25 protein-coding genes are annotated in these 23,185 nt (G+C 58.0%); 2 read left to right on the top strand and 23 right to left on the bottom strand.

Translation table 11 applies throughout. From position 1 onward, the window contains the following. Positions 1-133: 133 nt before the first annotated feature. The 3 genes from ABJD00_RS10570 to tpiA all read right to left on the bottom strand — a co-directional run bounded on the left by ABJD00_RS10570 (position 134) and on the right by tpiA (position 3,035). Positions 134-940, bottom strand: a complete 807-nt coding sequence (locus tag ABJD00_RS10570) for a hypothetical protein (RefSeq protein WP_413834661.1) — start codon at positions 938-940, stop codon at positions 134-136. Positions 941-1,028: 88 nt separating this feature from the next. Further along, positions 1,029-2,204: a cytochrome P450 gene (locus tag ABJD00_RS10565; protein WP_413834659.1), complete on the bottom strand. Its 1,176-nt coding sequence runs from the start codon at positions 2,202-2,204 to the stop codon at positions 1,029-1,031. Positions 2,205-2,288: 84 nt separating this feature from the next. Further along, positions 2,289-3,035, bottom strand: a complete 747-nt coding sequence (tpiA, locus tag ABJD00_RS10560; RefSeq protein ID WP_413834657.1) for a triose-phosphate isomerase — start codon at positions 3,033-3,035, stop codon at positions 2,289-2,291. Positions 3,036-3,125: 90 nt separating this feature from the next. On the opposite strand from tpiA, the gene ABJD00_RS10555 reads away from it, so the two are divergent. Further along, entirely contained in the window at positions 3,126-4,034 is a 909-nt protein-coding gene (locus ABJD00_RS10555; protein ID WP_413834655.1) for an isopenicillin N synthase family dioxygenase, read from the top strand. 24 nt (positions 4,035-4,058) lie between these two features. Here the strand turns inward: ABJD00_RS10555 and ABJD00_RS10550 are convergent, their stop codons facing one another. The 4 genes from ABJD00_RS10550 to ABJD00_RS10535 form a co-directional block, all read right to left on the bottom strand. Further along, positions 4,059-4,382, bottom strand: coding sequence for a TfoX/Sxy family protein (locus ABJD00_RS10550; RefSeq protein ID WP_413834653.1), 324 nt, complete (start codon positions 4,380-4,382; stop codon positions 4,059-4,061). A 1-nt stretch (position 4,383) separates the two neighbouring features. Continuing rightward, positions 4,384-4,761 (bottom strand): HesB/IscA family protein, encoded by a 378-nt coding sequence (locus tag ABJD00_RS10545; protein ID WP_413834651.1) that lies wholly within the window; start codon positions 4,759-4,761, stop codon positions 4,384-4,386. Positions 4,762-4,863: 102 nt separating this feature from the next. Further along, positions 4,864-5,301 (bottom strand): hypothetical protein, encoded by a 438-nt coding sequence (locus ABJD00_RS10540; protein ID WP_413834649.1) that lies wholly within the window; start codon positions 5,299-5,301, stop codon positions 4,864-4,866. Next, positions 5,291-5,689, bottom strand: a complete 399-nt coding sequence (locus tag ABJD00_RS10535) for a LysR family transcriptional regulator (protein WP_413834647.1) — start codon at positions 5,687-5,689, stop codon at positions 5,291-5,293. The genes ABJD00_RS10540 and ABJD00_RS10535 overlap by 11 nt, the downstream gene beginning before the upstream one ends. Before the next feature lie 83 nt (positions 5,690-5,772). Between ABJD00_RS10535 and ABJD00_RS10530 the strand changes: the two genes are divergently transcribed. Continuing rightward, a complete protein-coding gene (locus tag ABJD00_RS10530) occupies positions 5,773-5,919 on the top strand; it encodes a hypothetical protein (protein WP_413834644.1) in 147 nt (48 codons plus the stop codon). Between the two features lie 84 nt (positions 5,920-6,003). Here ABJD00_RS10530 and ABJD00_RS10525 read toward each other — a convergent pair whose 3' ends face one another. The 16 genes from ABJD00_RS10525 to ABJD00_RS10450 all read right to left on the bottom strand — a co-directional run bounded on the left by ABJD00_RS10525 (position 6,004) and on the right by ABJD00_RS10450 (position 23,138). Next, the gene (locus tag ABJD00_RS10525) at positions 6,004-7,209 is read right to left on the bottom strand and encodes a glycerophosphodiester phosphodiesterase family protein (protein ID WP_413834642.1); all 1,206 of its coding nucleotides are present in this window, start codon (positions 7,207-7,209) and stop codon (positions 6,004-6,006) included. A gap of 114 nt (positions 7,210-7,323) precedes the next feature. Beyond that, positions 7,324-7,686, bottom strand: a complete 363-nt coding sequence (locus ABJD00_RS10520; RefSeq protein WP_413834639.1) for an SUF system Fe-S cluster assembly protein — start codon at positions 7,684-7,686, stop codon at positions 7,324-7,326. A 183-nt stretch (positions 7,687-7,869) separates the two neighbouring features. Continuing rightward, positions 7,870-9,072 (bottom strand): hypothetical protein, encoded by a 1,203-nt coding sequence (locus ABJD00_RS10515; RefSeq protein ID WP_413854507.1) that lies wholly within the window; start codon positions 9,070-9,072, stop codon positions 7,870-7,872. Positions 9,073-9,274: 202 nt separating this feature from the next. Beyond that, positions 9,275-10,501 (bottom strand): cation:proton antiporter, encoded by a 1,227-nt coding sequence (locus ABJD00_RS10510; RefSeq protein WP_413834634.1) that lies wholly within the window; start codon positions 10,499-10,501, stop codon positions 9,275-9,277. Positions 10,502-10,563: 62 nt separating this feature from the next. Beyond that, entirely contained in the window at positions 10,564-11,940 is a 1,377-nt protein-coding gene (gene rimK, locus ABJD00_RS10505) for a 30S ribosomal protein S6--L-glutamate ligase (protein WP_413834631.1), read from the bottom strand. 141 nt (positions 11,941-12,081) lie between these two features. Then, positions 12,082-13,008 (bottom strand): XdhC family protein, encoded by a 927-nt coding sequence (locus ABJD00_RS10500; RefSeq protein ID WP_413834629.1) that lies wholly within the window; start codon positions 13,006-13,008, stop codon positions 12,082-12,084. Beyond that, positions 12,989-13,444 carry a CoxG family protein gene (locus tag ABJD00_RS10495; protein ID WP_413834626.1) on the bottom strand — a complete coding sequence of 152 codons (456 nt, stop codon included), beginning with the start codon at positions 13,442-13,444 and terminating at the stop codon, positions 12,989-12,991. Before ABJD00_RS10495 ends, ABJD00_RS10500 begins: the two co-directional genes overlap by 20 nt. 111 nt (positions 13,445-13,555) lie before the next feature. Further along, a complete protein-coding gene (locus ABJD00_RS10490; protein WP_413834623.1) occupies positions 13,556-14,164 on the bottom strand; it encodes a nucleotidyltransferase family protein in 609 nt (202 codons plus the stop codon). Further along, entirely contained in the window at positions 14,157-14,936 is a 780-nt protein-coding gene (locus ABJD00_RS10485; RefSeq protein ID WP_413834620.1) for an XdhC family protein, read from the bottom strand. Before ABJD00_RS10485 ends, ABJD00_RS10490 begins: the two co-directional genes overlap by 8 nt. Continuing rightward, on the bottom strand, positions 14,933-16,114 hold the full coding sequence (locus ABJD00_RS10480; RefSeq protein WP_413834617.1) for a vWA domain-containing protein: 1,182 nt from the start codon (positions 16,112-16,114) through the stop codon (positions 14,933-14,935). The genes ABJD00_RS10485 and ABJD00_RS10480 overlap by 4 nt, the downstream gene beginning before the upstream one ends. After that, the gene (locus tag ABJD00_RS10475) at positions 16,111-16,986 is read right to left on the bottom strand and encodes an AAA family ATPase (RefSeq protein WP_413834615.1); all 876 of its coding nucleotides are present in this window, start codon (positions 16,984-16,986) and stop codon (positions 16,111-16,113) included. Before ABJD00_RS10475 ends, ABJD00_RS10480 begins: the two co-directional genes overlap by 4 nt. Positions 16,987-17,030: 44 nt before the next feature. Beyond that, positions 17,031-19,457: an aerobic carbon-monoxide dehydrogenase large subunit gene (locus ABJD00_RS10470; RefSeq protein WP_413834612.1), complete on the bottom strand. Its 2,427-nt coding sequence runs from the start codon at positions 19,455-19,457 to the stop codon at positions 17,031-17,033. Beyond that, complete coding sequence (locus tag ABJD00_RS10465) at positions 19,454-19,948, bottom strand: (2Fe-2S)-binding protein (RefSeq protein ID WP_108835751.1); 495 nt, start codon at positions 19,946-19,948, stop codon at positions 19,454-19,456. The genes ABJD00_RS10470 and ABJD00_RS10465 overlap by 4 nt, the downstream gene beginning before the upstream one ends. Before the next feature lie 11 nt (positions 19,949-19,959). Continuing rightward, the gene (locus ABJD00_RS10460; protein WP_413834607.1) at positions 19,960-20,814 is read right to left on the bottom strand and encodes an FAD binding domain-containing protein; all 855 of its coding nucleotides are present in this window, start codon (positions 20,812-20,814) and stop codon (positions 19,960-19,962) included. Positions 20,815-20,930: 116 nt separating this feature from the next. Beyond that, entirely contained in the window at positions 20,931-22,055 is a 1,125-nt protein-coding gene (locus ABJD00_RS10455) for an MHYT domain-containing protein (protein ID WP_413834958.1), read from the bottom strand. A gap of 210 nt (positions 22,056-22,265) precedes the next feature. Continuing rightward, a complete protein-coding gene (locus ABJD00_RS10450) occupies positions 22,266-23,138 on the bottom strand; it encodes a PhzF family phenazine biosynthesis protein (RefSeq protein ID WP_413834605.1) in 873 nt (290 codons plus the stop codon). Positions 23,139-23,185 lie beyond the last annotated feature (47 nt).

Here is a 23,185-nt window from a genome sequence, read left to right as displayed (position 1 = left end):
AAAAAGCTCACAGCATTCACTCGCTGTATCTTGCGCCAAGGCCTGATTTCCAACTTGGGTCAAGTCTTGCCGTGAAGGCGAAAGGCACCTGGCACTCTACAAGCATAAACTGTTCCAACCGTCGCAACAGGTGTCAGCGCAGGTTTGGGTCGCGTTCAAGGTCGAGGATAGCGTTGTACTCGTCTTGGGGATCCATCCAGGCTGCCAGGATCGTTCCATCTGAAATCTGGAGCTCGTCGATTTGCGAGGGCGTGACCAGAACCATTCGAATGTTACTCATGAAAGCGCCGCCATGGGTGTCTCCGAACACCACACGGATATATTTCTTACGTGGTGCAAAGAGGCGTAGATACGGGTCGGCAGGGTCGCCGACCAGCAGTACTTCGGCCTGTTCTTTTTTCCAGTCAGGCGCGATGGTTTTGTAGGCGGGTCCGTTCATTGCGGAAAACGCACCGGGAATGATCATGCCGACCGAAGCCGACACCATCAGCGCACCCGCGCCGAGCTGTACGACACCGGCTCCGTGCCCGATTGTGTGCGACCAACCCGCCAGACGCATGAGCGCGCCATTGGGCAGGTAAACCACATCGACTTCGTCGCCCGGTTCGACCGCGCGCCACAGGTCAATGAGGGCAACTTCTTTCTCTGCATGGGTCTGGCCGTTTTCGGATCTCTCGAAACGCAAATAGTGATATTTAGGCGGCGTCGCGCGATGGCGTTCCTCGCGGTCGACATGGCCCTTTTTTATCCACTTTTCAGTTATAACAGCGCGTCCTTTCACGCCGTATTTACGCAGCATTGCCGCCTTCACATAAGTGCGAAAGCCAAGCACCAGCATAAACACCCCGACAACACCAACGGCCACGACACCAAGGAAGGGAAGCCAGTTGAACAAGACGTCGCCAACGGGGTCATCGGGTTTGACGATCTCGGTGATCATGCCGCTGCTTGTCTAAAGTCCTGAACCATTCCGACATATTATCAGCAGGCGCCGCCATTACCCTAGCCAAAAAACTGGCCAAGCCGCCTCACACTGCCTCCACGACCAATTCATCAAGTTTGTGAAAATGATAGCTGTCGGCAAATTGCGGTGGCTTGGCGATCTGCAAATTGGGGGCATGGTTGAACAGGGCGGGCAGGGCGATCTGCATCTCAAGCCGCGCCAAAGGTGCGCCGACGCAAAAGTGCAGCCCGCCGCCAAAGGCGAGGTGGGCGGGTTTGGTTCGTGCCGGATCAAACTGGTGTGGATCAGCAAACACGGCAGGGTCTCGTCCCGCGGCCCCTAGCATCAATGCGATTTCATCGCCCGGGTTCAGGGTGTGCCCCCCCACCTCCATCGTTTCGTAGGCATAGCGCGTGAACATGTGCAGCGGCGGGGTATACCGCAGTAGCTCCTCAATCGCGTTGTCCCGCGTATCGGGGCCAAGCGCGCTTGTTGTGTCTGTTTCAATCAAGCACTTCACTGCGTTTCCAAGGCTGTGAACCGTCGCCTCGTGACCTGCGTTGAGTAACAGCACGATGGTTGCAATCATTTCGTCCGGGCTGAGACGCCTTGCGTCGTCCTGTGCTGCAATCAGCTCACTGATCAGATCATCCGCCGGGTCAGCGCGTCGTTCTTCGATGTAGCCGCGGAGGAAACCCGCAAACTCAACGGCTGCGGTATTCGCTGCGTCCTCGATCTCGCGAGTGCGCCCGGCCTGATACATCGCCACCATGGCCGACGACCAGCGCAGCAGATCGGGGGCAAGAGACTCGGGCACGCCAAGCAGGCGGGCAATCACGCGCACAGGAACCAGCTGGCAATAGGCCGGGATCAGATCGAACGCGCCCTTCGGCATGTTCGAAAGAAGGTCGGCGCAAATCGCCTCAATATCAGGGGTAAGACCGGCAATGCGACGCGACGTGAACGCATGCAAGACAAGCCGGCGCAGACGGGTGTGCTCAGGCGGTTCCAGTTCCAGCAGCGAATGCTGCTCGACCGCGTAAAACGCGCTCAAATGATCCGGGATGGGTGTTTTGCGGCTTTCGGGCACGGCCCGCCCCAGCCGTTTGTCCCTAAGAAGTGTATGCACCGTGGCGTGATCAAAAGCGGCCAGCATGCCATAGTCCTTCCAGAACGCCACGGGGCCCGACGCGCGGGCATGATCATAGAAGTCGTATGAGTTTTGGATAAAGGACGGATGGTGCGGGGACTGGCTCAGCATGGGACGGGTTTTTCAGTCTGCTATGGTCTTTGCAAGCGGCCGGGGACGCTACCCCGCCGCATGTTCTGCAAAGATGTAAGGGGATCAGGATGCAGCAAGCGCGTCGATAATCGGTTGGAAATCCGCGACCTTCAAAGACGCCCCGCCAACAAGGGCCCCATCCACGTTTTCGGCGGTGAAGATCTCGGCAGCGTTGGAAGGTTTGACCGAGCCGCCATAGAGGATCCGGATGGAATCACCTTGGGACCCGAACCGCGCAACAAGACGGGCGCGGATCATGTCGTGCGTCTCAACTATCTGCTCAAGCGTGGGCACGCGGCCCGTACCGATGGCCCAGATGGGTTCGTAAGCAATCACCAGTTTCTCGCCCGTCGCGCCATCAGGCATGGAGGCGTCAAGCTGGGCCGCTATGATATCAAGCGTGTCGGGGCCCATTCGTTCCACCTCGCTTTCGCCGATGCACAGAATGGCCAGCAGATCAGCGCCCCAGGCGGCTTCGACCTTGGCGCGCACATCTGCGTTGGTTTCAGCATGGTCGCCCCGCCGATCAGAGTGGCCAACAATCACGGCGCTGGCCCCCGTCGCTTTGATCATTGCGGCAGAGATATCACCCGTATGTGCGCCAGATGCCGCTGAATGGCAGTCTTGTCCGCCAATGGACACCGGACTGTCTTTGCTTGCGGCCACGGCCTGCACCAAAAGCGTGCTGGGTGGGCAAATCAGGATATCTGGCGCGCTATCTCCACCGGGGGCTTGCAGGTGCCCCAAAGCCTCCAACATGGCCGCATCGCCGTTCATTTTCCAATTGCCCGCTGCCAGTGTCCGCCGCATGCCGTGTCTCCTTTTTCGCTCTGTCCGCCTTGGACCTAGCATCGCGGTGATGCCTGCGCTAGGGCTGCCGGAAAGAGTGTGAGAGGTGATATGAGTAGGATCCCAAGGATTGATGCAGCAGCCCTCGCGGCCAATGACGCAGAAAGCCTTGCGGCGCTGCGCGAGGCGGCCACGGGCGTTGGCTTTGCCACGGTGTTTAACACGGCCCTGTCTCGCGCGCGCGTCGTTGAAGTAATCGAAGTCTACCGCGCCTTTTTCAAACAGCCGGAGGCCGCCAAACAAGCACTGAATATGGCGCGTACGGGGTCGAACCGAGGGTGGGGTGCCGCAGGATCAGAACAGGTCGATCCGGACGCTAACCCTGATTACAAACAGTTCTTTGATGTGGGGTACGAACTGCCGCGCAGCCACCCGCTGAGTGCGCAGCCTTTTTACGCACCCAATCTATGGCCAGAGAATGACGCCTTTCGTGGGGTGATCACCGGATACTACGTCGATGCCTGTGCGGTCTCGATGGATCTGCTTGGCGCGATTGCGCTTTGCCTCGGTGCGGATGCGGATCGCTTTTCGCGGTCCTTTGATACGCCCATGGCACTGCTGCGGGGTAACTATTACCCCGAACGCCCCGCATGGGCGGGGACGCGTGATTTCGGGATCGCGACGCACACGGATTATGGGTGCCTCACGCTGTTGGCGACGGACGGCTCGCCGGGGTTAGAGGTGCGCCAGAGGGGTGGGGGCTGGATTCCGCTGTCAGCGCCACCGGGCGAGTTCATCATCAATTTTGGCGAAATGCTGGAGTTTTGGACAGACGGGCAGGTCAAAGCGACTCCGCACCGGGTGGTGGGCGGACAGGCCGAACGGATATCGGTGCCGCTGTTCTTCAACCCCAGCTATGACACCAATGTGGCCCCTGACGGACAGCGAAAGATCCTTGCGGGGGATCACCTGAGCGCAAGGTTCCGCGAAACTTACCTGCACTTGCAGCAAAAGACCTGAAGCAAGGCGCGCGACACGCCCGCCTTACAAGTGCTGCAAAGCGGCCCGTGCCAGATCAACGGCCTCTCCGGGGTCATCCAGCGCGCTTTCGGGCAGGTGCCAGTAGGGCATATGTGTCGCACTGCCGTCCTTACGGGTATAGGCCCAGCGTTCCATGCCCATGTCGTCGAACCGTTCCCGCATCGGTCCCTGACCTTTAAGCAGCAAACGCCCGTCCAACATCAGGATGGCAAAGATAACGCCGTCGCAATAAATCGACAGTCCGCCAAACATCTTGCGGGTGGTCAGAGGGCCAAGATCTGTGAAGAGATCAAGCGCGTGGGCGATCTCTTCGCCCGACACGGCCATGTCAGGCGCTGCGTTCGGCGCTCAGTTCCTCGACATCTTTGAAACTGATGGATTCGCCGCAACCGCACGCGTCAGAGACATTAGGATTGTTGAACTTGAACCCGGATTCCAGCAGCGAAGTTTCATAGTCGATTTCGGTGCCAAACAGGAACATCTGCGCCATGGGGGCGATCAGAACCTTGGCGCCGTCCTGTTCGACCACTTCGTCGTTTGGATCAGGCGTGTCCACGTACTCCATGGTGTATTCCATGCCTGCGCACCCACCCTTTTTCACACCAATACGCAGGCCGGAATGGCCCTCTTTCTCCATCAGTTTGGAGATGTGCGCAGCGGCGCGATCGGTGATGCTGACGGCCTGTTTGCCGGGGATCGAGAACATGGGCTCTGCCTGTTGCTAAGTTGGTTTTAAAGTAGGGTCTTCACCCAAGTCACGCAAGGGGTGCGACCCTGATGCCACGTGATGCCTGTGATGGGCCCGCCCCTATGCGGGTGCGCGCAGCCCAATGGCCAGCGCATCCAACGCGGCGCGGATCGCCGGGTCGTGGCGCGTGTCCTGATGGCACACCAGCCATTCTTCGGCTGTTAACGCCTTAATTATCGGTGACACTTGGATCAATTTCGGCACGCAAGCCGCTGCAAACGTGGGTAAAACAACGCGACCAATGCCGCTGCGGGCCAAAGCGAGACGGATTGTGGGTTCGTTCGAAACGGCGACGATATCGGGGCCATGGTGAGTGATGGTCCATGCCTCTGATGGCAAGGTAGAGGTGTCATCACTGGGCCCAATCCAGCCGGTGATGTCATCCGATAAGGCAAAGGCGGCATGTTCCACAGTCCCGGTGCGCCGACCAGCAAGCCACGGATGGGTGGGGCGGCGGTTGCGCACGCCTATGTCGACCTCGCGTCGCTCAATATCCATGTCGCGGTTGCAGCTGACAAACTCGGGGGTCCACGCCGCGTTTGCTGACCAATAGTCGGTCAGGGTGCGCCAACCGCTCGGACGTCCAGGTGCCCGCTGATATGCGAACGTGGGGTGGGCCGGATTGAGCAGCGGACCAATGGGCAATGTCGCGTGCGGCGGCCTCCATTTTCTTGGCCCGCTCAAGCAGCGCGCGTCCTTCGGCTGTTGGGGTGTACCCAGCCGATCCATGCGCAAACAACCGTCGGCCTGTGCGCTGTTCAAGCGCAGTCATGCGGCGCGACAGGGTCGCCTGGCTGAGGCCCGTTTCACGTGCAGCCCCCGCCAGTGACCCGGATCGGGCAACGGCGGCGAACAATCCAAAGTCTGTCCAATCAGTGATTTGCATATTTGAAAGTCTAAGTGCGAACGTAGGGTCTGACAATGGCCGTTCTGCTGTGACACCTTAAGGGCAACACGAAAGGAGAACCCATGCTGCACCCATATAAGCCTCTGGAATTGAACAGTATCTATGCGCAAGAGCAGGCGGCATTTGCAAAAATGAAAGAGGCAGAGCATTTGCGCAAACGCAAACTACGTCGGCGACGCGTGGTTATGTGGATCTTGCGCAGGCTGTAACTGAATAAACGGGCCGCGGAGGTACGGCGGCTCTTTGCGGGCCTGTACATGGCGCTGTGGGTGACCCGAGCGACTAGGTGTGGGTTACAGCCCCATGCAGTTGGCGTAATAGGTGGTCGTCGCCGGCCAATCGGAAAAGACTCCAACCACACCGACATCCTGTGCCAGTACATCCAGCACTTCAAAAACGGCGCCGTCATGGGTGATGACATCCGAAACGGTCTGGAAGTACCAGCCTCCGCCAGAGGCCAAAGGTCCAGAACGCTCAAGTGTCCATGTGATGATGTTCAGACCGGCAGCACGGGCGTGTTTGGCCCATTCAGACGGCACCATCTGGCCGTTCTCGGTGGTCAACAGAATCCACAGGGGCGGGGCGATGAATTGCACACCCTGTTGAGCGTAGCTGGCCAATGGCAAAGGCCAACTGTCGGAATTTTGCGGGTCAAACCCGCCGATGCGGTAATGATCGACGAGGTACACGGCTTGTTCGCCAAACTCTGGTTCATTTCCAATCCAGTAGAGGACGTCTTCAAGGTTAAATGACTGCGCCCAGACGTCTGAGGCGGGGATGCCCGCAGCCTTGTATTCGTCGATCAACTTTTGCGCAAAATCTGCCTGAGAAAACCCGTTGAACGGCATTTTTACCGCTGGTGATTTCAACTCAGGTGTAAACTTGGCACCAAGGTTTTTGAACAGGGCGATGGACTCTGTATGGGTCATCAGGTGCGCATCATCGGAGTACAGGTTTGTTCGCCAGTCTGCGACACCGCCCTGATACGCCTCCGCCGTTGTGGCCGTTTTGTCTGCGCTGTCCATCTTGGGCGTCAGGGTTTGAAACTCGGCCAACGTCAGATCGGATGTGCGGCACTCCGCAGCGGCAGGCGTGTCGCCATCAGCAGGAGTAAAGGGCGTCATACAGGTGCCAGCCAGATCGCTGACAAGAATGTCGGTGGTGGTGTGCAGATCGTTTTGGGCGTGACGGCAGACCAGTTCCAGATCCTTGGTAAAGGTGACATCACATTCCAGAATGCCCGCACCCATCCGCGCCGCGGCGACATTGGATTCGACGGTGTGTTCGGGAAACAGCAGGGGCGCGCCGCGGTGACTGATCGAGAAATCAGATTTGGCTGGGGTCTGACCCGCGCAGCTTTGCAGTTTGGATTTCAACGCCCCGTCCGGCAGTTTGTCGATCAGGTACGCCGGGCGGGGGCCATAATCGATTACAGGACCATTCGCCGAAAGGATTGTTGGAAGGGTTGCGAGTAGCAGACAAACAGCAATGCAGCGCATCAAAGGCTCCTTCGGGGACTACTATTAAGTCCGCCATTTTGGCTCGCGCCAGTGACGGTATTTGTTGCCCGAAACGACAGTTTGATGCTGGTTCAGTAGAGCCTTTGCAAAGACCTACATAAAACCGAGCTCAAGGCGCGCCTCATCAGACATCATCTCCATGCCCCAGGGCGGCTCCCACGTCAGATCAACGTCGACCTGTTTGACACCGGGCAATGGTTCAACTGCATCAGCCACCCAGCCCGGCATCTCACCCGCCACAGGGCAGCCGGGGGCCGTGAGGGACATCACGATGTGCACCTCATTTTGGTCATTGATTTCAATGGTGTATATTAGGCCCAGTTCATAGATATTGACCGGAATCTCGGGGTCATAAACAGACCGGCACGCCTCGACGATTGCCTCATGCAACGGGTGATCCGTAGAAGACGGCGCAATAAGCGGGGTCCCTTCAAGACGATCGTTGGATTGGTTCATGACGGGCCTCGCACTGTTCCTGACCGTTTATATAGGGTTTGGGGCAGGGACGGTAAAGGGGCCGCGCACCCGCACGTGGCGCAAAGCCGCGCCGATGGTGACAACAGTGCAAACAATAAAGAGAACGCTCACTCAATTGCGGACTTGGGCGCCAGTCCTTCGGTGCCCAAGTCACATTGGTTTTTAGGCACCTTTTGCTTCGGTATGCGGGAAAATCCAGTTCGCCATATATTTGTGCCCCGGCACGGTATGACCGAACGGGAACTTTGCCATGTATTTGTGTCCCGGTACGATATGAGCGAACGGGAATTTGGCCATGAATTTGTGGCCAGGCACGATGTGGCCAAACGGGAACTTCGCCATGAACTTGTGCCCCGGCACGATGTGGGCGAAGGGAAATTTCGCCTGGAATTTGTGGCCTGGCACCAAATGGTCGATGGGTTTTTTTGCCCAGAATTTTGAGCTGCCACCTGGCATCGGGACCGAAGGCCGCTTGCCGTTCATCAACAGCGGGAAAGGCCAATTTGCCATACGACGGTGTCCTGGCACCAGATGCCCGATCGGGAAGTTCGCTTGGAATTTGTGACCCGGTACGATGTGGCCAAAGGGGAACTTGGCCATGAACTTGTGGCCCGGCACGATGTGGGCGAAGGGGAACTTGGCCATGAATTTGTGCCCCGGTATGATGTGCCCGAACGGGAACTTGGCCATAAATTTGTGGCCTGGGACCAACAGATCGAACGGAAACCGGCCAAAGCGGATGCTGCCTTGCAGCAACAATCCAATCGGCCAGCTTGCCATGCGCCCATGAGGAGGGATCACCGGATCCGGAGTCGGCATTTTTTCAGTCAGATGCGGAACGGGCCGGTCAGCCATAAAGTAATTCGAGCTTTCCTGATCCAGCCTGCGTGACAGCATCAGCGGACCACCTGAGAGCACGCTGCTTGTTGCACCGGGCTTGAAAGGAATGACTGCTTCTTCGGGGAAGCCGTCAAGGGCCGCAGCGCCGGACTCAGCCAGCGTCTCGCGGGTGATGCGCGCGACTCCAAGTGGTGTGTAGTCCGCGAGCACCATCAAAACTGCTCCACCTTTGGCCATGCGTTCTTGGTAAGCTTGAGCTGTTCCGGGAACGACACCTTTGGCGGTGAGGGCTTCGACAAGACCGTCTGCGTCGTCATATGCGCGCACGATGTGCCGTGGCAACTTCTTGTCTTTGACGAGCTCTGTGGTGACTGATTTGAGTTCGTCCAAATCGTCAAAATACCGAGTAATCACTTTCGCCATGGTCCATCCTTTCGACCGGGTGTGCTCCACCGATGAAAGGCGGCGCATGTAATAAGCTACGTCGCCATTGCCGAATGGCAAGAGTTGGCGACGGTCAGACATGCGCACTGCGGGATCGAACTGTGATCCGCTTACACCTAAAATGTCAGGAAGAGCTTACACAATCAAGCCATAGCTACATTTTTTTGATGGGTTACGCTGGGCGATTGTCTACGTTGCTTTACAGCGTTGCAGGAGCATCCTCACTCGCAGCTGATAATCGCACGACGCGGTTTGCACGTTCCACGAAATGGGCAGTGTTCCCCTAGGGTTCGGATTGCGGGTTTTGCCCGAATGAACCGATGTAACGGGCCAGCGGCGTTGCGCTCACCCCATGGAGCAAAACAGACAAGCCGACCGTCAGCGAAACGCAGGCTAGCAACTCTTCTGCATGGGGCAGGTCGAACTCTTCCATCATGATCAAAGTGAAAAGGATTGAGGCAAGCCCACGCGGTCCGAACCAGCCCAGAAACAACTTGTCGCGAACTGCAAGGCCTGTGCCGGCAAGCGACAGGAATATGGGCAGCATCCGCACAAAGGTCAGAAAAGCCACCGCAACCGCAACTGTGGGCCAATTTATATGCCCCAAAGCATCCGGCAACATAAGTGCGCCAAAAATCAGGAATGCAGCCATGGTCAATAACTGACCGGTTCCTTCCATGAATTCGGTGATAAAGTGTAGGTCGTGGCGATAGACATTACCAACGACGGCGCCCGCCACAAAAGCTGCAATAAAGCCGTTTCCGCCAACAAGTTCAGAGCCAAGATAGCTGACAAAAGCCGTCCCTAGAAACACGATGGCTTGCGCGCTTTCCACGATCCAGTCGCGTTGCTGCGCGTAATCAAGTGCGCGCGCCGTACTCCAACCCACGGCGATGCCAACGAGCGGCCCAAGAACAACTTGGGTGATGGCCATCATCATCAACCCATCCGTACCCGCGGCGCTTTCTGAGGCAAGGATGGCACCGAACAAGACGAAGGGTAGGGCGAGGCCATCGTTCAGGCCGCTTTCGACGTTGATCGACTGGCTAAGATGGCGAGGTACCTCGGGGCTTGACACGACCGTTTGTCCCAAAGCGGCATCGGTGGGTGTCAGTAGGGCTGCCGTCAGTAACGCCATAGCCACACCGGTTTCCGGATTGATAAACCCTACAACCACCGTGCCCAGTGCAATAGTTGCAGGCATTCCAAGGACCAGCATGCGCAGTGGTATGGTGAAGGTCGATCGCAATTGCGCGAACCGAACAGAGCTCGCATCGGTGAAAAGAACCAGCACCAGTGTAATTTCAGCGACCAGACGGGCTGTGCCAAGCAGGTCTTCTTGGCTCCCCAATGCTGGGATTACAGGTGCACATAATAACCCAAGACCAACAAACAGGATTGGTAAGGTGAGAATGGTTCTTGAGATGGCTTTCGACAGCAGAGAAAAAGCGATGATGCACACCACAATCCCCAGTGACAAAACTTCGAAATCGACGTTGGTTTGATCCATGCCTCACATTGGCTGCAGCCATTCAAAAGGGCAAGGACAGGCCGAGCAGTCGGCGTGCCTGATCACTTTCTGCGGCGCACCGCCTGCGGACGCACGCGCGCCTCGACCATGTCGTAGACAAGCCCTACAATGTCCTTGCCTGTCGCCTTCTCGATCCCTTCAAAGCCGGGGGAGGAGTTGACCTCCAGCACTTTCGGCCCAGCCTCTGAGCGCAGCAAATCCACGCCGGATGTGCCCAACCCAAATGCCCGAGCGGCGCGGACCGCTGTTTCGCGCTCGGCTTTGGTGATGCGCACCGACTTCGCCGATCCACCACGGTGCAGGTTGGACCGGAAATCACCCTCGGCACCGGTGCGCTTCATCGAGGCGACGACTTTGCCATCCACCACTAAGCAACGGATGTCCTCACCGGCGGCTTCCTTCACGAAATCCTGAACAAGAAAGTTGGCGCGCAATCCACGAAACGCATCGATCACAGACTCCGCCGCCTTCTTTGTCTCGGCCAGCACCACGCCCTTGCCTTGCGTGCTTTCCAGCAGTTTCACGATGACTGGGGCGGAGCCCACAAGACCCAGAATATTCGCGGTGTCATGGGGCGAGGCGGCAAAGGCCGTTGTCGGCATCCCGATCTTTTTGCCAGCGAGGATCTGGTGGGCGTGCAGCTTGTCCCGGCTGGCTGTGATCCCGGCGGATCCATTCACACAATAGGTTCCCGTCGTCTCGAACTGTCGGATCACAGCGGTCCCGTAGGCGGTGACACTCGCCCCGATCCGTGGGATCACCGCATCATAGCGGGGCAGACGCTTGCCATCATAATGAACTTCGGGTGCCATCGCATTAATTGCCATATAACAACGGGTTGTGTTGATAACTTCAACTGTATGTCCGCGCGCTTCACCGACCTCGACCAGTCGGCGGGTCGAATAATTGTCCTCGCGGCTGAGCACGGCAATGCGCAACGACCGCTTGGGGGCTGTCTTGCGCATGGCAGGCGAATGATAAACGTCATAGCCCAATTCAGGCTGTAGCCGTTTTTCCGAAGCGGTGATGGTGATGTGATCCTGCAAAGCCTGACGCCCCAATAGCATCCGCGCGCTCATCGACGAGCGATCCGTGAGGGTCACTTCGATTGGCCACACTTGCCCGCCCACAGCCAGCGGCGTCTCGATGACGTAACGCAATTCTGTCTCACCGTTGGAGGACGTCACTTCGCGGCGGTCCTTGATCGGGGCGCTGCAAGTGATGTCTACCGTATCCTTGCCTGCTACGGGAAAGACGTTGAACCGGACTTTGGGTTTGGAGGCGGGGCCAAACACTTCGATGTTGTTTGCGTGGAGCGCAGAAGTGCGCGCGCCTGTATCGATCTTGGCTTTGAGAGCTGGCAGGCCAAGGTCGGGCAGGGCAACCCACTCTTCCCAGCCGAAGTTCAGAGTGTCCATGCGCATTGTCCTTGCTGGCCGTCACTGCAAACCACTCTAGCGGGCGTGCACAGGGGCCACAACGCGATGGTTGTGTGAATTCAAGCTGCGCAAGAGGCATGAGTAGTTGACTACTGCTTTGCGACTTAAAAAGGACCTGCCTCAATCTTGAAATGCGGCCACTATTTCAGCCAGTGCTGACACGGAAATTGAAGGTGCGTCGCGTAGCGACGGCACCATTCCGATTGGGCCGCGCAGACGCTTTAGTGATGTCTCATCAACCTGCATCTGCCGGAGTGTTTCCTTGCGCATCTCATGGGTGCGTCTGCTTCCGAGGCTGCCAATAAAGCGGGCTGGCGTGTCCAATGCGGCCTTAAGCAACACGGGTTCCCAATCATGATCATGGAACAGCGTCAAAAATGCTGAATGCTCGTCCAGCATATCAAGGTGTTCTTCTGCATTTGGGTTCTTCAATTGGCGCGGGTCCGTATCGATGCAGGCGCGCACCGCCGCAAGATCGTCGGCGTCGGGCGAGAGGGCAAACACTTCATAGCCAGTCGCTTGGCCGATCTGCGCCATGGATCGAAAGATCGCTCCTCGGCCCGCCAGCACCAACCGGTGGCGCGGGGAGTAGGTAAAGTCTCGCGACACTGGTTCTTCATCGTCGGGCCCGTGGAACGTCAACGTGACCACCTTACGTGCCGCAAAGTCAGCCGCCGCACGCACGAGCGCGTCCTTGTCTGGTGCTGGATCGATCAACACGGTCAACGCGCCGCCGCAGGGCAGTTTCAGATCGACATAGCGCGAGCCATCACCGTACCGGATCAGCTTCTTTGCCCCAGATCGCAGTGCGTCCTGGGCGTGAAGCTGGATATCCCGGTCTATACAGCCGTTCGACAAATAGCCGGTCATCTCACCGGTTTCATCCACCAGAGCGAGCGAGCCGACCTCGCGCGCCGCACCGCCTTCAATCGCAAGCGACGTGATCAGCGCAAATGGGTGGTCTTCGGCGACAAACCCTGCGGCTTTCGCAGTGATTTCAGAGGCATGTTCGACGTAAGTGAGGCTGCTAGGCTGCGACGTCTTCATTCACGACTTCCGCGAAAGATTTGAAGAATTTTGCCGCCAGCTTTTTTGCAGTGCCTTGAATGAGGCGGCTGCCCAATTGGGCCAGCTTGCCGCCAATTTCAGCCTTGGCTTCGTACCGCAAAATCGTGGTGTCAGGGCCATCTGCGGTCAGCGTCACATCCGCCCCGCCTTTTGCGTGCCCCGCAGCACCGCCATTGCCTTGCCCAGTCAACGAGAACCCATCCGGAGCAACTGAGGTGTCCAGTTGCACGTTACCGCTGAATTTGGCTTTGACCGGGCCAACCTTAAGGACAACCTTGGCTTCCAATTCGCTGTCAGAGTGTTTGATCAACTCTTCGCACCCCGGAATGCACTGTTGCAGGATGTCCGGGTTGTTGAGCGCCAGATAAACCCGTTCTTTGGGGGCGTTGATAACAATTTCGTCTGCGAGTTCCATGGGTATGTCCTTCTTAGCAACAAGGGAATTTGACTGTGGCCAGATGTTCGGCCTGTTCCGGGGTTAGCGCCAATTTCCGGCGTAAACGGGTGGCGATCTTTCTGAGGGTTTTCATGTCACTTCCTTCAGCTGATGTGCGGCGAGGGCGTTGTAGGCTTCGGGCGTATCGACATCTGCGTAGTAGCCCGGTGACTGCAGCGGATGAAATTGCACGTGCTCGGGATGGGCACGCGTGAAGGTCTTGCAGCCGGGCGATCTTGGATCTTCCAGTAAACGGTTGCGCAGGGCGGCAGGCACGACGATCGGATTGCCTCTGCGCCCCTCGCGCACCGGGATTGAAATGCGTGCAGGGTCGGTCGCGTTATGTGCTCCCAGCAATGCCTCAAGGTCGTCAGCTGTCAAAGACGGTTGATCCCCCAGACCAATCAGCATCGGCGCGCTGCCCTCGGCGGCCCGCAATCCACAAACGACCGAGGTCTGCTGGCCTGTCTCAAATTCAGGATTGTAGACGATCTGAACATCGCATCCCTCAAGGCACGCCTTCACAGCGTCCGCCTGATGCCCGGTGACGACCAGAACCGGCGTTTGTGTCACGGCGCTGTAGACATCCACCATATGTCGGATCATCGGCACACCATTGATGGGCAAAAGCAGCTTGTTGCGCTCTCCCATCCGGCGCGACAGACCCGCGGCCAATATCATTGCTGTGGCGTCATGCATCGTTCTGCTTCAGCGCGGACCGGCGCTCTTGCACCAATTGCGCGAGGATCGAGAGAGCGATTTCTTCTGGCGTGACTGCCCCAAGATCAAGGCCGGCAGGTGCCTGAACCTGATCAATTCCCGATTGCGCAATGCCAGCGGCGACAAGCTTTTCGGCCAGTACAGTGTACTTTTTGCGGCTGCCCACAAAAGCGATGTAATCCGGCGCTGCCGCAAAGGCGGACTTCAAGGCCTCCAGATCACCTTGGCCTTGTGTGGCAATGACCACGTAACACTGCTGATGCGGTTTTACGTGGTCCAGCCCTGTTGCCACCGACCAGTGAAACTGTGGGGCCAACACTCCAAGCGCTTGTGCCACCGGGGACGCACCCATGACGACCAGCTGTGGCGAAGGCAAACAGGGTTCAATGAAGATATCAACGGTCCCGCGCGAGGGGCAGCCGTTGCGGGCAAAGCGCGTGCCATCGATCTCATCGCCTGCACTCACGCCTTTCTCGGCAAGAAGGTCTTCGGGCGCGACCGACACAAGCTGCGGCGTGCCGTCTTGCAGGGCTTTGAGGGCGGCGCGTTTGACAGCGCCTCGCGTGCAGCCACCACCCAGCCAACCCTGCACGATGGTGCCATCAGCACTCAAAAGCGCCTTGGCCCCCGGTTTGGCGGCTGTCGACCCTGCCGTGCGCACAATGGTGGCAAAGGCAAAAGGTTGATCCATCTCGCGCAGTTCCTGCGCGGCTTCAGCCAGATCGGTGGATAGGATTTCTGCAGGTGTCATATCGTTGCCAGGTCCCGCTCAAGCGCTGCGAGATCACCAAGTGTGTTGGCTGCTTTGAAGGCGTCCAGATAGGGCAGGGCCGCCGCCATGCCTTCGGCAACGGGCGCATAATCTGTCCAGCCTTTCAGCGGGTTAAGCCAGACGACCTTGCAGCCCCGTTTCTTGAGCTTTTCCAGGGCTGCGGCAATCACTTCTGGCGGTTCCGTATCATAGCCGTCTGACAGGATCAGTACGACACTGCGCCCATCAACGAACCGCTTGGCATATGTGTCCGCAAACCGCATCAGTGACGGCCCGATTTTTGATCCCCCGCCAAACCCGTCTGCCATCAGTGACATGCGGCCAATTGCACGCATCGCATCTTTGTCACGCAAGGCTTCGGTGATGCGCACGAGCCGCGTATGGAAAAGATAAGCATCTCCAGCAGTGTCTGCCCGCATAAGCCCCGCAAGAAAGGCGAGAAACACGCGGCTGTAGACGGACATCGACCCCGAGACATCACAAATGGCGACGATTTTGCGCGTCCGGTCCGGGCGCTTCTTGCGCAAAAGGCGCAAGGGTTCTCCACCGCTCGACAGGCTCCGCCGGATGGTTTTGTGGAAATGCAGCTTGTCGCCTTTGCGCGCAGCGATCCTGCGGCGCGAGCGTTTATCGCGTAGGGCGGCGCCGATACGGCGGGCGACATCTTCGGCCTGCGCAATTTCTTCGGGGCGCACAAGATCGCGCAGGTCTTTGCGTGCTAGGTTGCGCTGTTCAGTGGCGATCAGCTTGCCCGTGCCGTCGCTGTCGGCTTCGCCGTCTTCTCCGTCCGGAGCGGTCGCACTGCCCGAGGCTCCTGCGTCTTCGCCACTGGCATCGCGCGAGGAATGCACATCGTCGTTAATGGTTGAGGTCTGGCTGGGCACCACTTTCTGCTTCACGCGGCCCATATCCATCCAGTAGCCGTCAAACAGATCATCAAACCGCTCGGATTCTTCTTTGCAGCCGGTGCAAACCGCGCGCAACGCGCGGCGGCTGTCCTCGGGGCGGATCGCATCCACTTCGGACAATGCAGCCATTGCAAGCTCTGCTTCGGCAACCCCAAGCCGCAGCCCGTTTTCGCGCAGGTGCGAAATGAATCCGACGACCCGCGCCGCCGGCCCCGGATCACGGCCTGCAAATTTCGTAATACGGCTCATGCCGCCTTACCCGCGATGCGGCTTGCGACCTCAACGGTAATCTGGGCCTGATCGCTCTGGGTCTTCAAAAGAGTTGTGAGGGTTGACTGAAGAACAGCAGGATCCTGGGTCAGATCTGCAATTCCCAGCCCCATGAGCGCTGCGGCAAAGTCCAACATTTCAGCAACGCCGGGTGTCTTTTCCAATTCTTCTTCGCGCAACTTTTGGACAAAGCCCACGATCTGATCGGCAAGCCGCGCCTCAACTTCGGGGCAGCGTGCCTTGAGAATGGCAAGCTCAGTAGCACGGTCCGGGTATTCGACGTAAGTGTACAGACACCGACGGCGCAAGGCGTCTGAAAGGTCGCGCGTCCCGTTTGAAGTGAGGATCACAATGGGACGCGTGACGGCCGCGATTGTGCCAAGCTCCGGGATCGAGACCTGAAAGTCTGACAGGATTTCCAGCAGATAGGCTTCGAATTCCTCATCCGCTCTATCGATTTCGTCAATCAAGAGAACGGGAGGTTTTTCCTGTGTGATCGCGGCCAACAAAGGCCGTTCCAGCAGGAAATCGCGTGAAAAGATGCGATCCTCAACGGCTTTGCCCGTTTCTCCCCCCTCTGCCGCGGCGCGGATGGTCAACAGTTGGCGTTGATAGTTCCACTCATAAATGGCCTGTGCTGCGTCCAACCCTTCATAGCATTGGAGCCGGATCAGGCGCGTGTCCTGCACCTGCGCCAGTGTGCGGGCGATCTCGGTTTTGCCGACACCAGCAGCACCTTCCAGCAAAAGAGGGCGGCCAAGTGACAACGCCAGTTGTAAGGCAACCGCCAGATCATCTGATGCGACATAGCCTTCGCCGGCGAGAGCGGATTTGAGAGTGGTCCAGGTCATGCAAATCTCCGTAGGGTGCGCAGGTCGCGCACCCTACATTAGCGTCAGCCGTGCAGGCCGAGTTCATTGGCAGTTCTCCAGATCCGCCAGTGATCGTGAGGCATGTTGGTGTGCGTGTTGCCAAACGGGCGGAACGCATCCTGCACCGCATTCGAGAAACACGGCACGCCACCCACGTGAGGGCTTTCGCCGACACCTTTGGCCCCGATCGGGTGATGCGGACTAGGAGTGACGGTAAAGTCCGTTTCGTAGTTGGGGACTTCCCAAGCCGTGGGCAGGAAGAAGTCCATCAACGTGCCCGTTTTCACGTTGCCCATGTCGTCATAGGCAATCTCCTGGCCCAGCGCGACGGCGAGCGCCTCTGTCAGCCCGCCATGCACTTGGCCTTCGATGATCATCGGGTTGATCCGTGTGCCGCAATCATCCAGCGCATAGAAGCGGCGGATTTCTGGCACACCTGTATCCACGTCGATGTCCATCACACAGACATAGGCGCCAAAGGGATAGGTCATGTTGGGTGGGTCGTAGTAGCTGACCGCTTCCAGACCCGGTTCAATCCCCGGAATGGCCTGATTATAGGCGGCAAAGGCGATTTCCTTCATCGTCTTGAACTTTTCAGGCGCGCCTTTGACCACAAACCGATCCACATCGAATTCCACGTCATTGTCGTGAACTTCGAGAAGATAAGCGGCGATCATTTGGGCCTTGGCCCGAATTTTGCGGCCTGCCATCGCGGTTGCGGCACCGGCGACCGGTGTCGAGCGCGAACCATATGTTCCAAGTCCGTATGGTGCGGTGTCCGTATCGCCTTCTTCAATGGTGATACTATCCGCAGGCAAGCCAATCTCAGAGGCGAGAATTTGGGCAAAAGTGGTGGCATGGCCCTGTCCCTGAGAAATCGTACCCAACCGTGCGATCGCGGACCCCGTGGGGTGGATGCGGATCTCACAGCTGTCAAACATGCCGAGGCCGAGAATATCGCAATTCTTGACCGGTCCGGCGCCGACGATCTCCGTAAAGAACGACAGACCAATCCCCATCAGCTTGCGGGTTTTGCCAGCTTTGAAGTCCTCAACCCGTTGCGCTTGTTCTGCGCGCAACCCGTCATAATCGACTGTTTTGAGGGCCTTGTCCCACGCGGTGTGGTAATCGCCGCTGTCATATTCCCAGCCAAGAGCGGCCGTATATGGGAACTGTTCTTTCTTGATGAAGTTGATGCGCCGCAATTCTGCAGCGTCCATGTCCAGTTTGATCGCCAGAACCTCGATCATGCGTTCGATGAAATAAACCGCCTCGGTCACTCGGAACGAACAGCGATAGCTGACGCCGCCGGGGGCCTTGTTGGTGTAAACGCCATCGACGGCAAGGTGCGCAGTCGGGATGTCGTAAGACCCGGTGCAGATATTCATGAATCCCGCTGGGAATTTGGTCGGGTCAGCACAGGCGTCAAAGCCACCGTGGTCAGCTGTCACATGGCATTGCAGCCCGGTGATCTTGCCTTCTGGCGTGGCTGCGATCTTGCCGGTCATATGATAATCCCGCGCAAATGCGGTGGTCATCAGGTTGTCCATCCGGTCTTCGATCCACTTGACCGGTTTACCCGTGACAATGGAGGCCACGACCGAGCAAACGTAGCCCGGATATGCACCAACCTTGTTGCCAAAGCCGCCACCGATGTCGGGCGAGATGACACGGATGTTGTGTTCTTCGATGCCAGAGATCAATGAAACCACTGTTCGAATTGCGTGTGGCGCCTGAAAGGTTCCCCACAACGTGAGCTTGCCATTAACCTTGTCCATCGAGGCCACACAGCCGCAAGTTTCAAGCGGGCAGGGGTGGGTGCGGTGGTAGTACATGCTTTCGGTCGCGACGACCTCGGCATTCGTGATGACCTCTTCGGTTGGGTCTTTGTCGCCGGCTTCCCATGTGAAAATGTGGTTTGGGTGCTTGCGGGGACCATGAGCACCGTCGGGGATGGATCCATCCTCGGCAACCAGATCTTCACGCAGAACCACATCTGACTTCAAAGCCTCAAACGGGTTCACAATCACCGGCAGTTCTTCGTATTCGACTTCCACGGCTTCGATCCCGTCAGCCGCGGCATAGCGGTCTTCGGCGACCACGTAGGCCACTTCCTGCCCCTGAAACAGAACTTTGCCATCTGCCAACACCATCTGCTTGTCGCCTGCAAGAGTCGGCATCCAATGCAATCCCAGCGGTTCCAGATCAGCTGCCGTCAGGACCGCCAATACACCCGGGACTTCCAGCGCAGCAGCGGTATCGATACTTTTGATACGCGCGTGCGCATAGGGAGAGCGGACAAAATCGCCGAACAGCATACCGTCCAGCTTGATGTCGTCGACATAGTTGCCTTTGCCTTGCGTGAACCGGGCATCTTCGACCCGCTTGCGCGAACACCCCATACCTTTGAGGTTGTCTACGCGTTCTTCGCGTGTGATCTCGTCCTTCATTCTGCGGCCTCCTTGGCTGCATTCATCTCCGCCGCAGCGGCCTGAATGGATTTGATGATGTTTTGATACCCCGTGCAGCGGCAGATGTTGCCAGCCATGCCAAAGCGGATTTCTTCTTCCGTTGGGGTCGGGTTTTCCTCGAGCAACTTGGTCGCGCGAGTGATCATGCCGGGGGTGCAATAGCCGCACTGAAGACCGTGATGTTCCTTGAACGCCGTCTGCAGTGGGTGCAGATCATCGGGGTTACCGATGCCTTCGATTGTGGTGATCTCCGCTCCGTCGGCCTGAGCCGCAAACATGGTGCAAGATTTGACCGATTTGCCGTCGATGGTGACGGTGCACGCCCCGCAATGAGAGGTTTCACACCCGATATGCGGTCCGGTGATGTTAAGCCGCTCGCGGAGTGTGTAGATCAGCAGTTCACGCGGTTCGGCGAGGAACTCTTCATCCTTGCCGTTCACGTTGAGCTTGATGTGCATTTTCTTTGACATGGGTGTCCTCCTTAAGCACGCGACCAAGCGCGCGCGATGGCACGACGCAAGATGACGCCCGCCACGTGGTTCTTGAAAGCGACGGGGCCGCGATTGTCCTCTGTCGGGTCGATGTCGCCCAACATGGCCGCGACGGCCGCACCGAGGGCCGCATCATCTACAGCGGTGCCCACAAGCGCGTTGCTCGCGGCCTCGGAATAGACCGGCGTGTCGCTGAGGTTTGTCATCGCAATGGATGCCGCGGCGCAGGTGCCGCCATCTTTGACGATCTGAACCGCAGCGGCGGCGGTTGCGTAGTCGCCAATCTTGCGCTTTTGCTTTTCGTAGGCGTAGCCACCTTTGGGCAACGGTATGGTCACAGCTGTCAGGACTTCTTCGTCCTCACGGGCGGTCATATAGGCGGCCTCGTAAAAGTCTCTGGCGGGGATATCGCGTTCGCCATCGGTGCCAATGACTGTGAAAACGGCATCAAGGCATTGCATCAGGCCAGGCATGTCGTTGCCAGGGTCTCCGTTTGCAACATTGCCGCCGACTGTGCCCATGTAGCGGACCTGCGGATCCGCGATCTGCAACGCCGCTTCCCGCAGGATGGGGGCAACGGTGGCGAGCCCGTCGTGATCGATAATGTCCGCCTGCGTCACCATTGCACCGATGCGAATGCTGTCGCCGTCAACCGTGATATCGGACATGCCGCCCACGTCTTGCAAATCGATCAGGTGGGGAACGTCTGCCATACGCAACTTCATCATGGGGATCAGGCTGTGACCGCCTGCCATGGCGCGCGCGTCGTCTCCGTGTTCCTCAAGAATGGATAGGACACCGGCAATGTCCTTGGGGCGATAGTACTCAAATGCCGCTGGAATCATCGGCTTTCTCCTCCCTAAAAGCGAATGTCTTGCTAAGGACGGAGACTGCATACGGCTGTATGCGAAGGCATTAGAAAATCAATGAAATACAGGTCTTTTGCACGAAATGCGCGCTGCTACGCACGAACTGCGCCGACTTGCGACGCGAGTGCGTCCTGAATCACCTTCAGTTTCGAGCGGCTCACCGGTACGGGCGGCAAATCATCCTCGCCAAAGATGCAGCGCCCCTTGTCCTTGGTCCGTTCGAACCGCGAGACGCGGGCAGGATTGACCAGATAGCTGCGATGGGTCTGCAAAAAGCCCATGGGCAGCAAACGGTCCAGCGCTTCGGTGACGGGCCATGCGCAAAACAGCCGCTCGTTGTCGGTATAGACTTGGGTGTAGTGTCCGTCAGCACGGACGAAAGAAACGTTCTCAGATCGAACGAAGATCTTTTTGCCGTCCCGCTCACATGGGATTTGTAATCCGCCGGCAACTTGCACGACTTCTGAGCTGTCGGGCGTGCCCTGGCCATCTTCACTGGGTTCGGGCGGGATCAGATATGTGACGCTGACCCAAAGGCACGCGCCGAAGATCACGAAACTGAAAAAGATTACACCCAACGCCAGTGTTTCATTGCTCATGGACGGGCCAAAGTCAGACGTGTTCGGCTCTGCGACAAAGTTGGTGCCCGCCATGGCCAGAAAGTGGACAGAGCACACGGCGACGGCAAAACACACGGTCCCCAGCAAGATATTGCGATTGGTCCGTCGCCCATAGGCGATCCCGAAGGCCAGCATGCACAACCCGATCGCGACAACCGATGACAGCGCAACGCCTGTGTTTGTGTAAACAGCGCGACACAGTTCCAACCCCGCCATGCCGATATAGTGCATGGTCAGAATACCAATGCCGACGATCGCACCTGCGGCGGCAATGATCTGCGGTGTTCGCTCTGCAAAGTGCAGCAGGATCAAAGCGGCCCCCACGAGCAAAATGGCGCAAAGTGCCGACACGAGCGTAATTGCAGCGTCATAATAAAACAGAATGGGCAGTTTCAGCCCGAGCATGGCGACAAAATGCATCGCCCAGATTCCACCACCTAGTGCGATCGCAGCCAGCGCGATTGACGCTTTCTTTTGAAATACGGGCTTTTCTGACAAGTCCCGCGTCAATGACAGCCCTGTAAAGCCTGCCACTAGCGCGACGACGAAAGACATGGCGATCAGAAAACCGCTGTGGTTGACGGGCAAGAAGTCCATGGTGCGCAAGATGACTAACAAGAGGGCACATTGCAAACAATGTGGGCTGTTCATTGCATTAATCGTTCGACGAAGACGCAATTTCTTGGCGGCGACGAAAAGCAACCGGCCAGAACGACGTGCTGCGCGTTACAAATACGGTTGATGGATCTCGAAGATCACCGTTTCTGACAGATCAGCGTTCGCTACATTTGCGAGGCTGCGCATACCTCAAAGATGCAACTCTCCACTCATCAACACATGCGCGGCACCGGCAACGACCACGCCTGTGATGGCATCGCGCGCGCCCAATACTTCGACCTGCGCTTTGCCAGGGCGGCCCAGCCCATGCCCTTGCCGGGCAGAAAGCTTTGGCTTCTTGATCAACCCTTCTGCCCAGAGGTAGGCCGCCATTGCGCCTGTGGCCGACCCTGTGAATGGGTCCTCGGCAGGGCTGGGGGGTGCCATCAGCAAGCGGGCATAGGTATCACCAGCGTCAGGAACATCAGACAAGGTGACCCAGAAGGGTTCCATTATGTCCGTACCCTCTACGTCCAGATGGTTCAGAAGGCCGTGGAACGCCTCCATATCAAAGCGCGCAGCATCCAGCACCGTGCGATCCTTCACAACCGTGATGCAAAACGGCAAACCGGTAGCGACAAAGCGGGGCGGGTGCAGAATGTCGCTCGGGGTCATGCCACCGACAGGGGCGACGATTTCGGCCGGGACGTGGGCGCCAAATTTCGGCGCGATCTGGGTCATGGACACCTGCGCGCCATTCACCTCGACCGCGACGATGCCTGCACCCGTCTCAAGGGTCAGCGGCCCATCTTTGATCATTCCGCGATGCCGCATCGCGGCCACGGTTGCGATTGTAGGATGACCTGCAAAGGGGATTTCGCGGCTGGCCAGAAAGTATCGAACGCATATGTCCGCAGTCTCCGAAGGGCCGGTGAACGTGCATTCGACCAGCGAAGTTTCACGGACAAACGCCGTTGCGGTATCCGGGTCCAGCACAGCGCCGCCATGCACCACAGCGCAGCCGTTCCCCCCAAAGGGGCGGTCAGAAAAGGCATCCACCCAGTCCACATCGAATGTCATCACCGGGTCCTTTGTGCCGCCGCGTTTTGCGGCACCATAGTCAGATCATG

The organism is Tateyamaria sp., assembly GCF_039945315.1.
In the GTDB taxonomy this organism is placed as follows: Bacteria; Pseudomonadota; Alphaproteobacteria; order Rhodobacterales; family Rhodobacteraceae; genus Tateyamaria.
The sequence above is the reverse complement of the archived record's forward strand: the minus strand, read 5'-3'. Positions and strand labels throughout refer to the sequence as shown.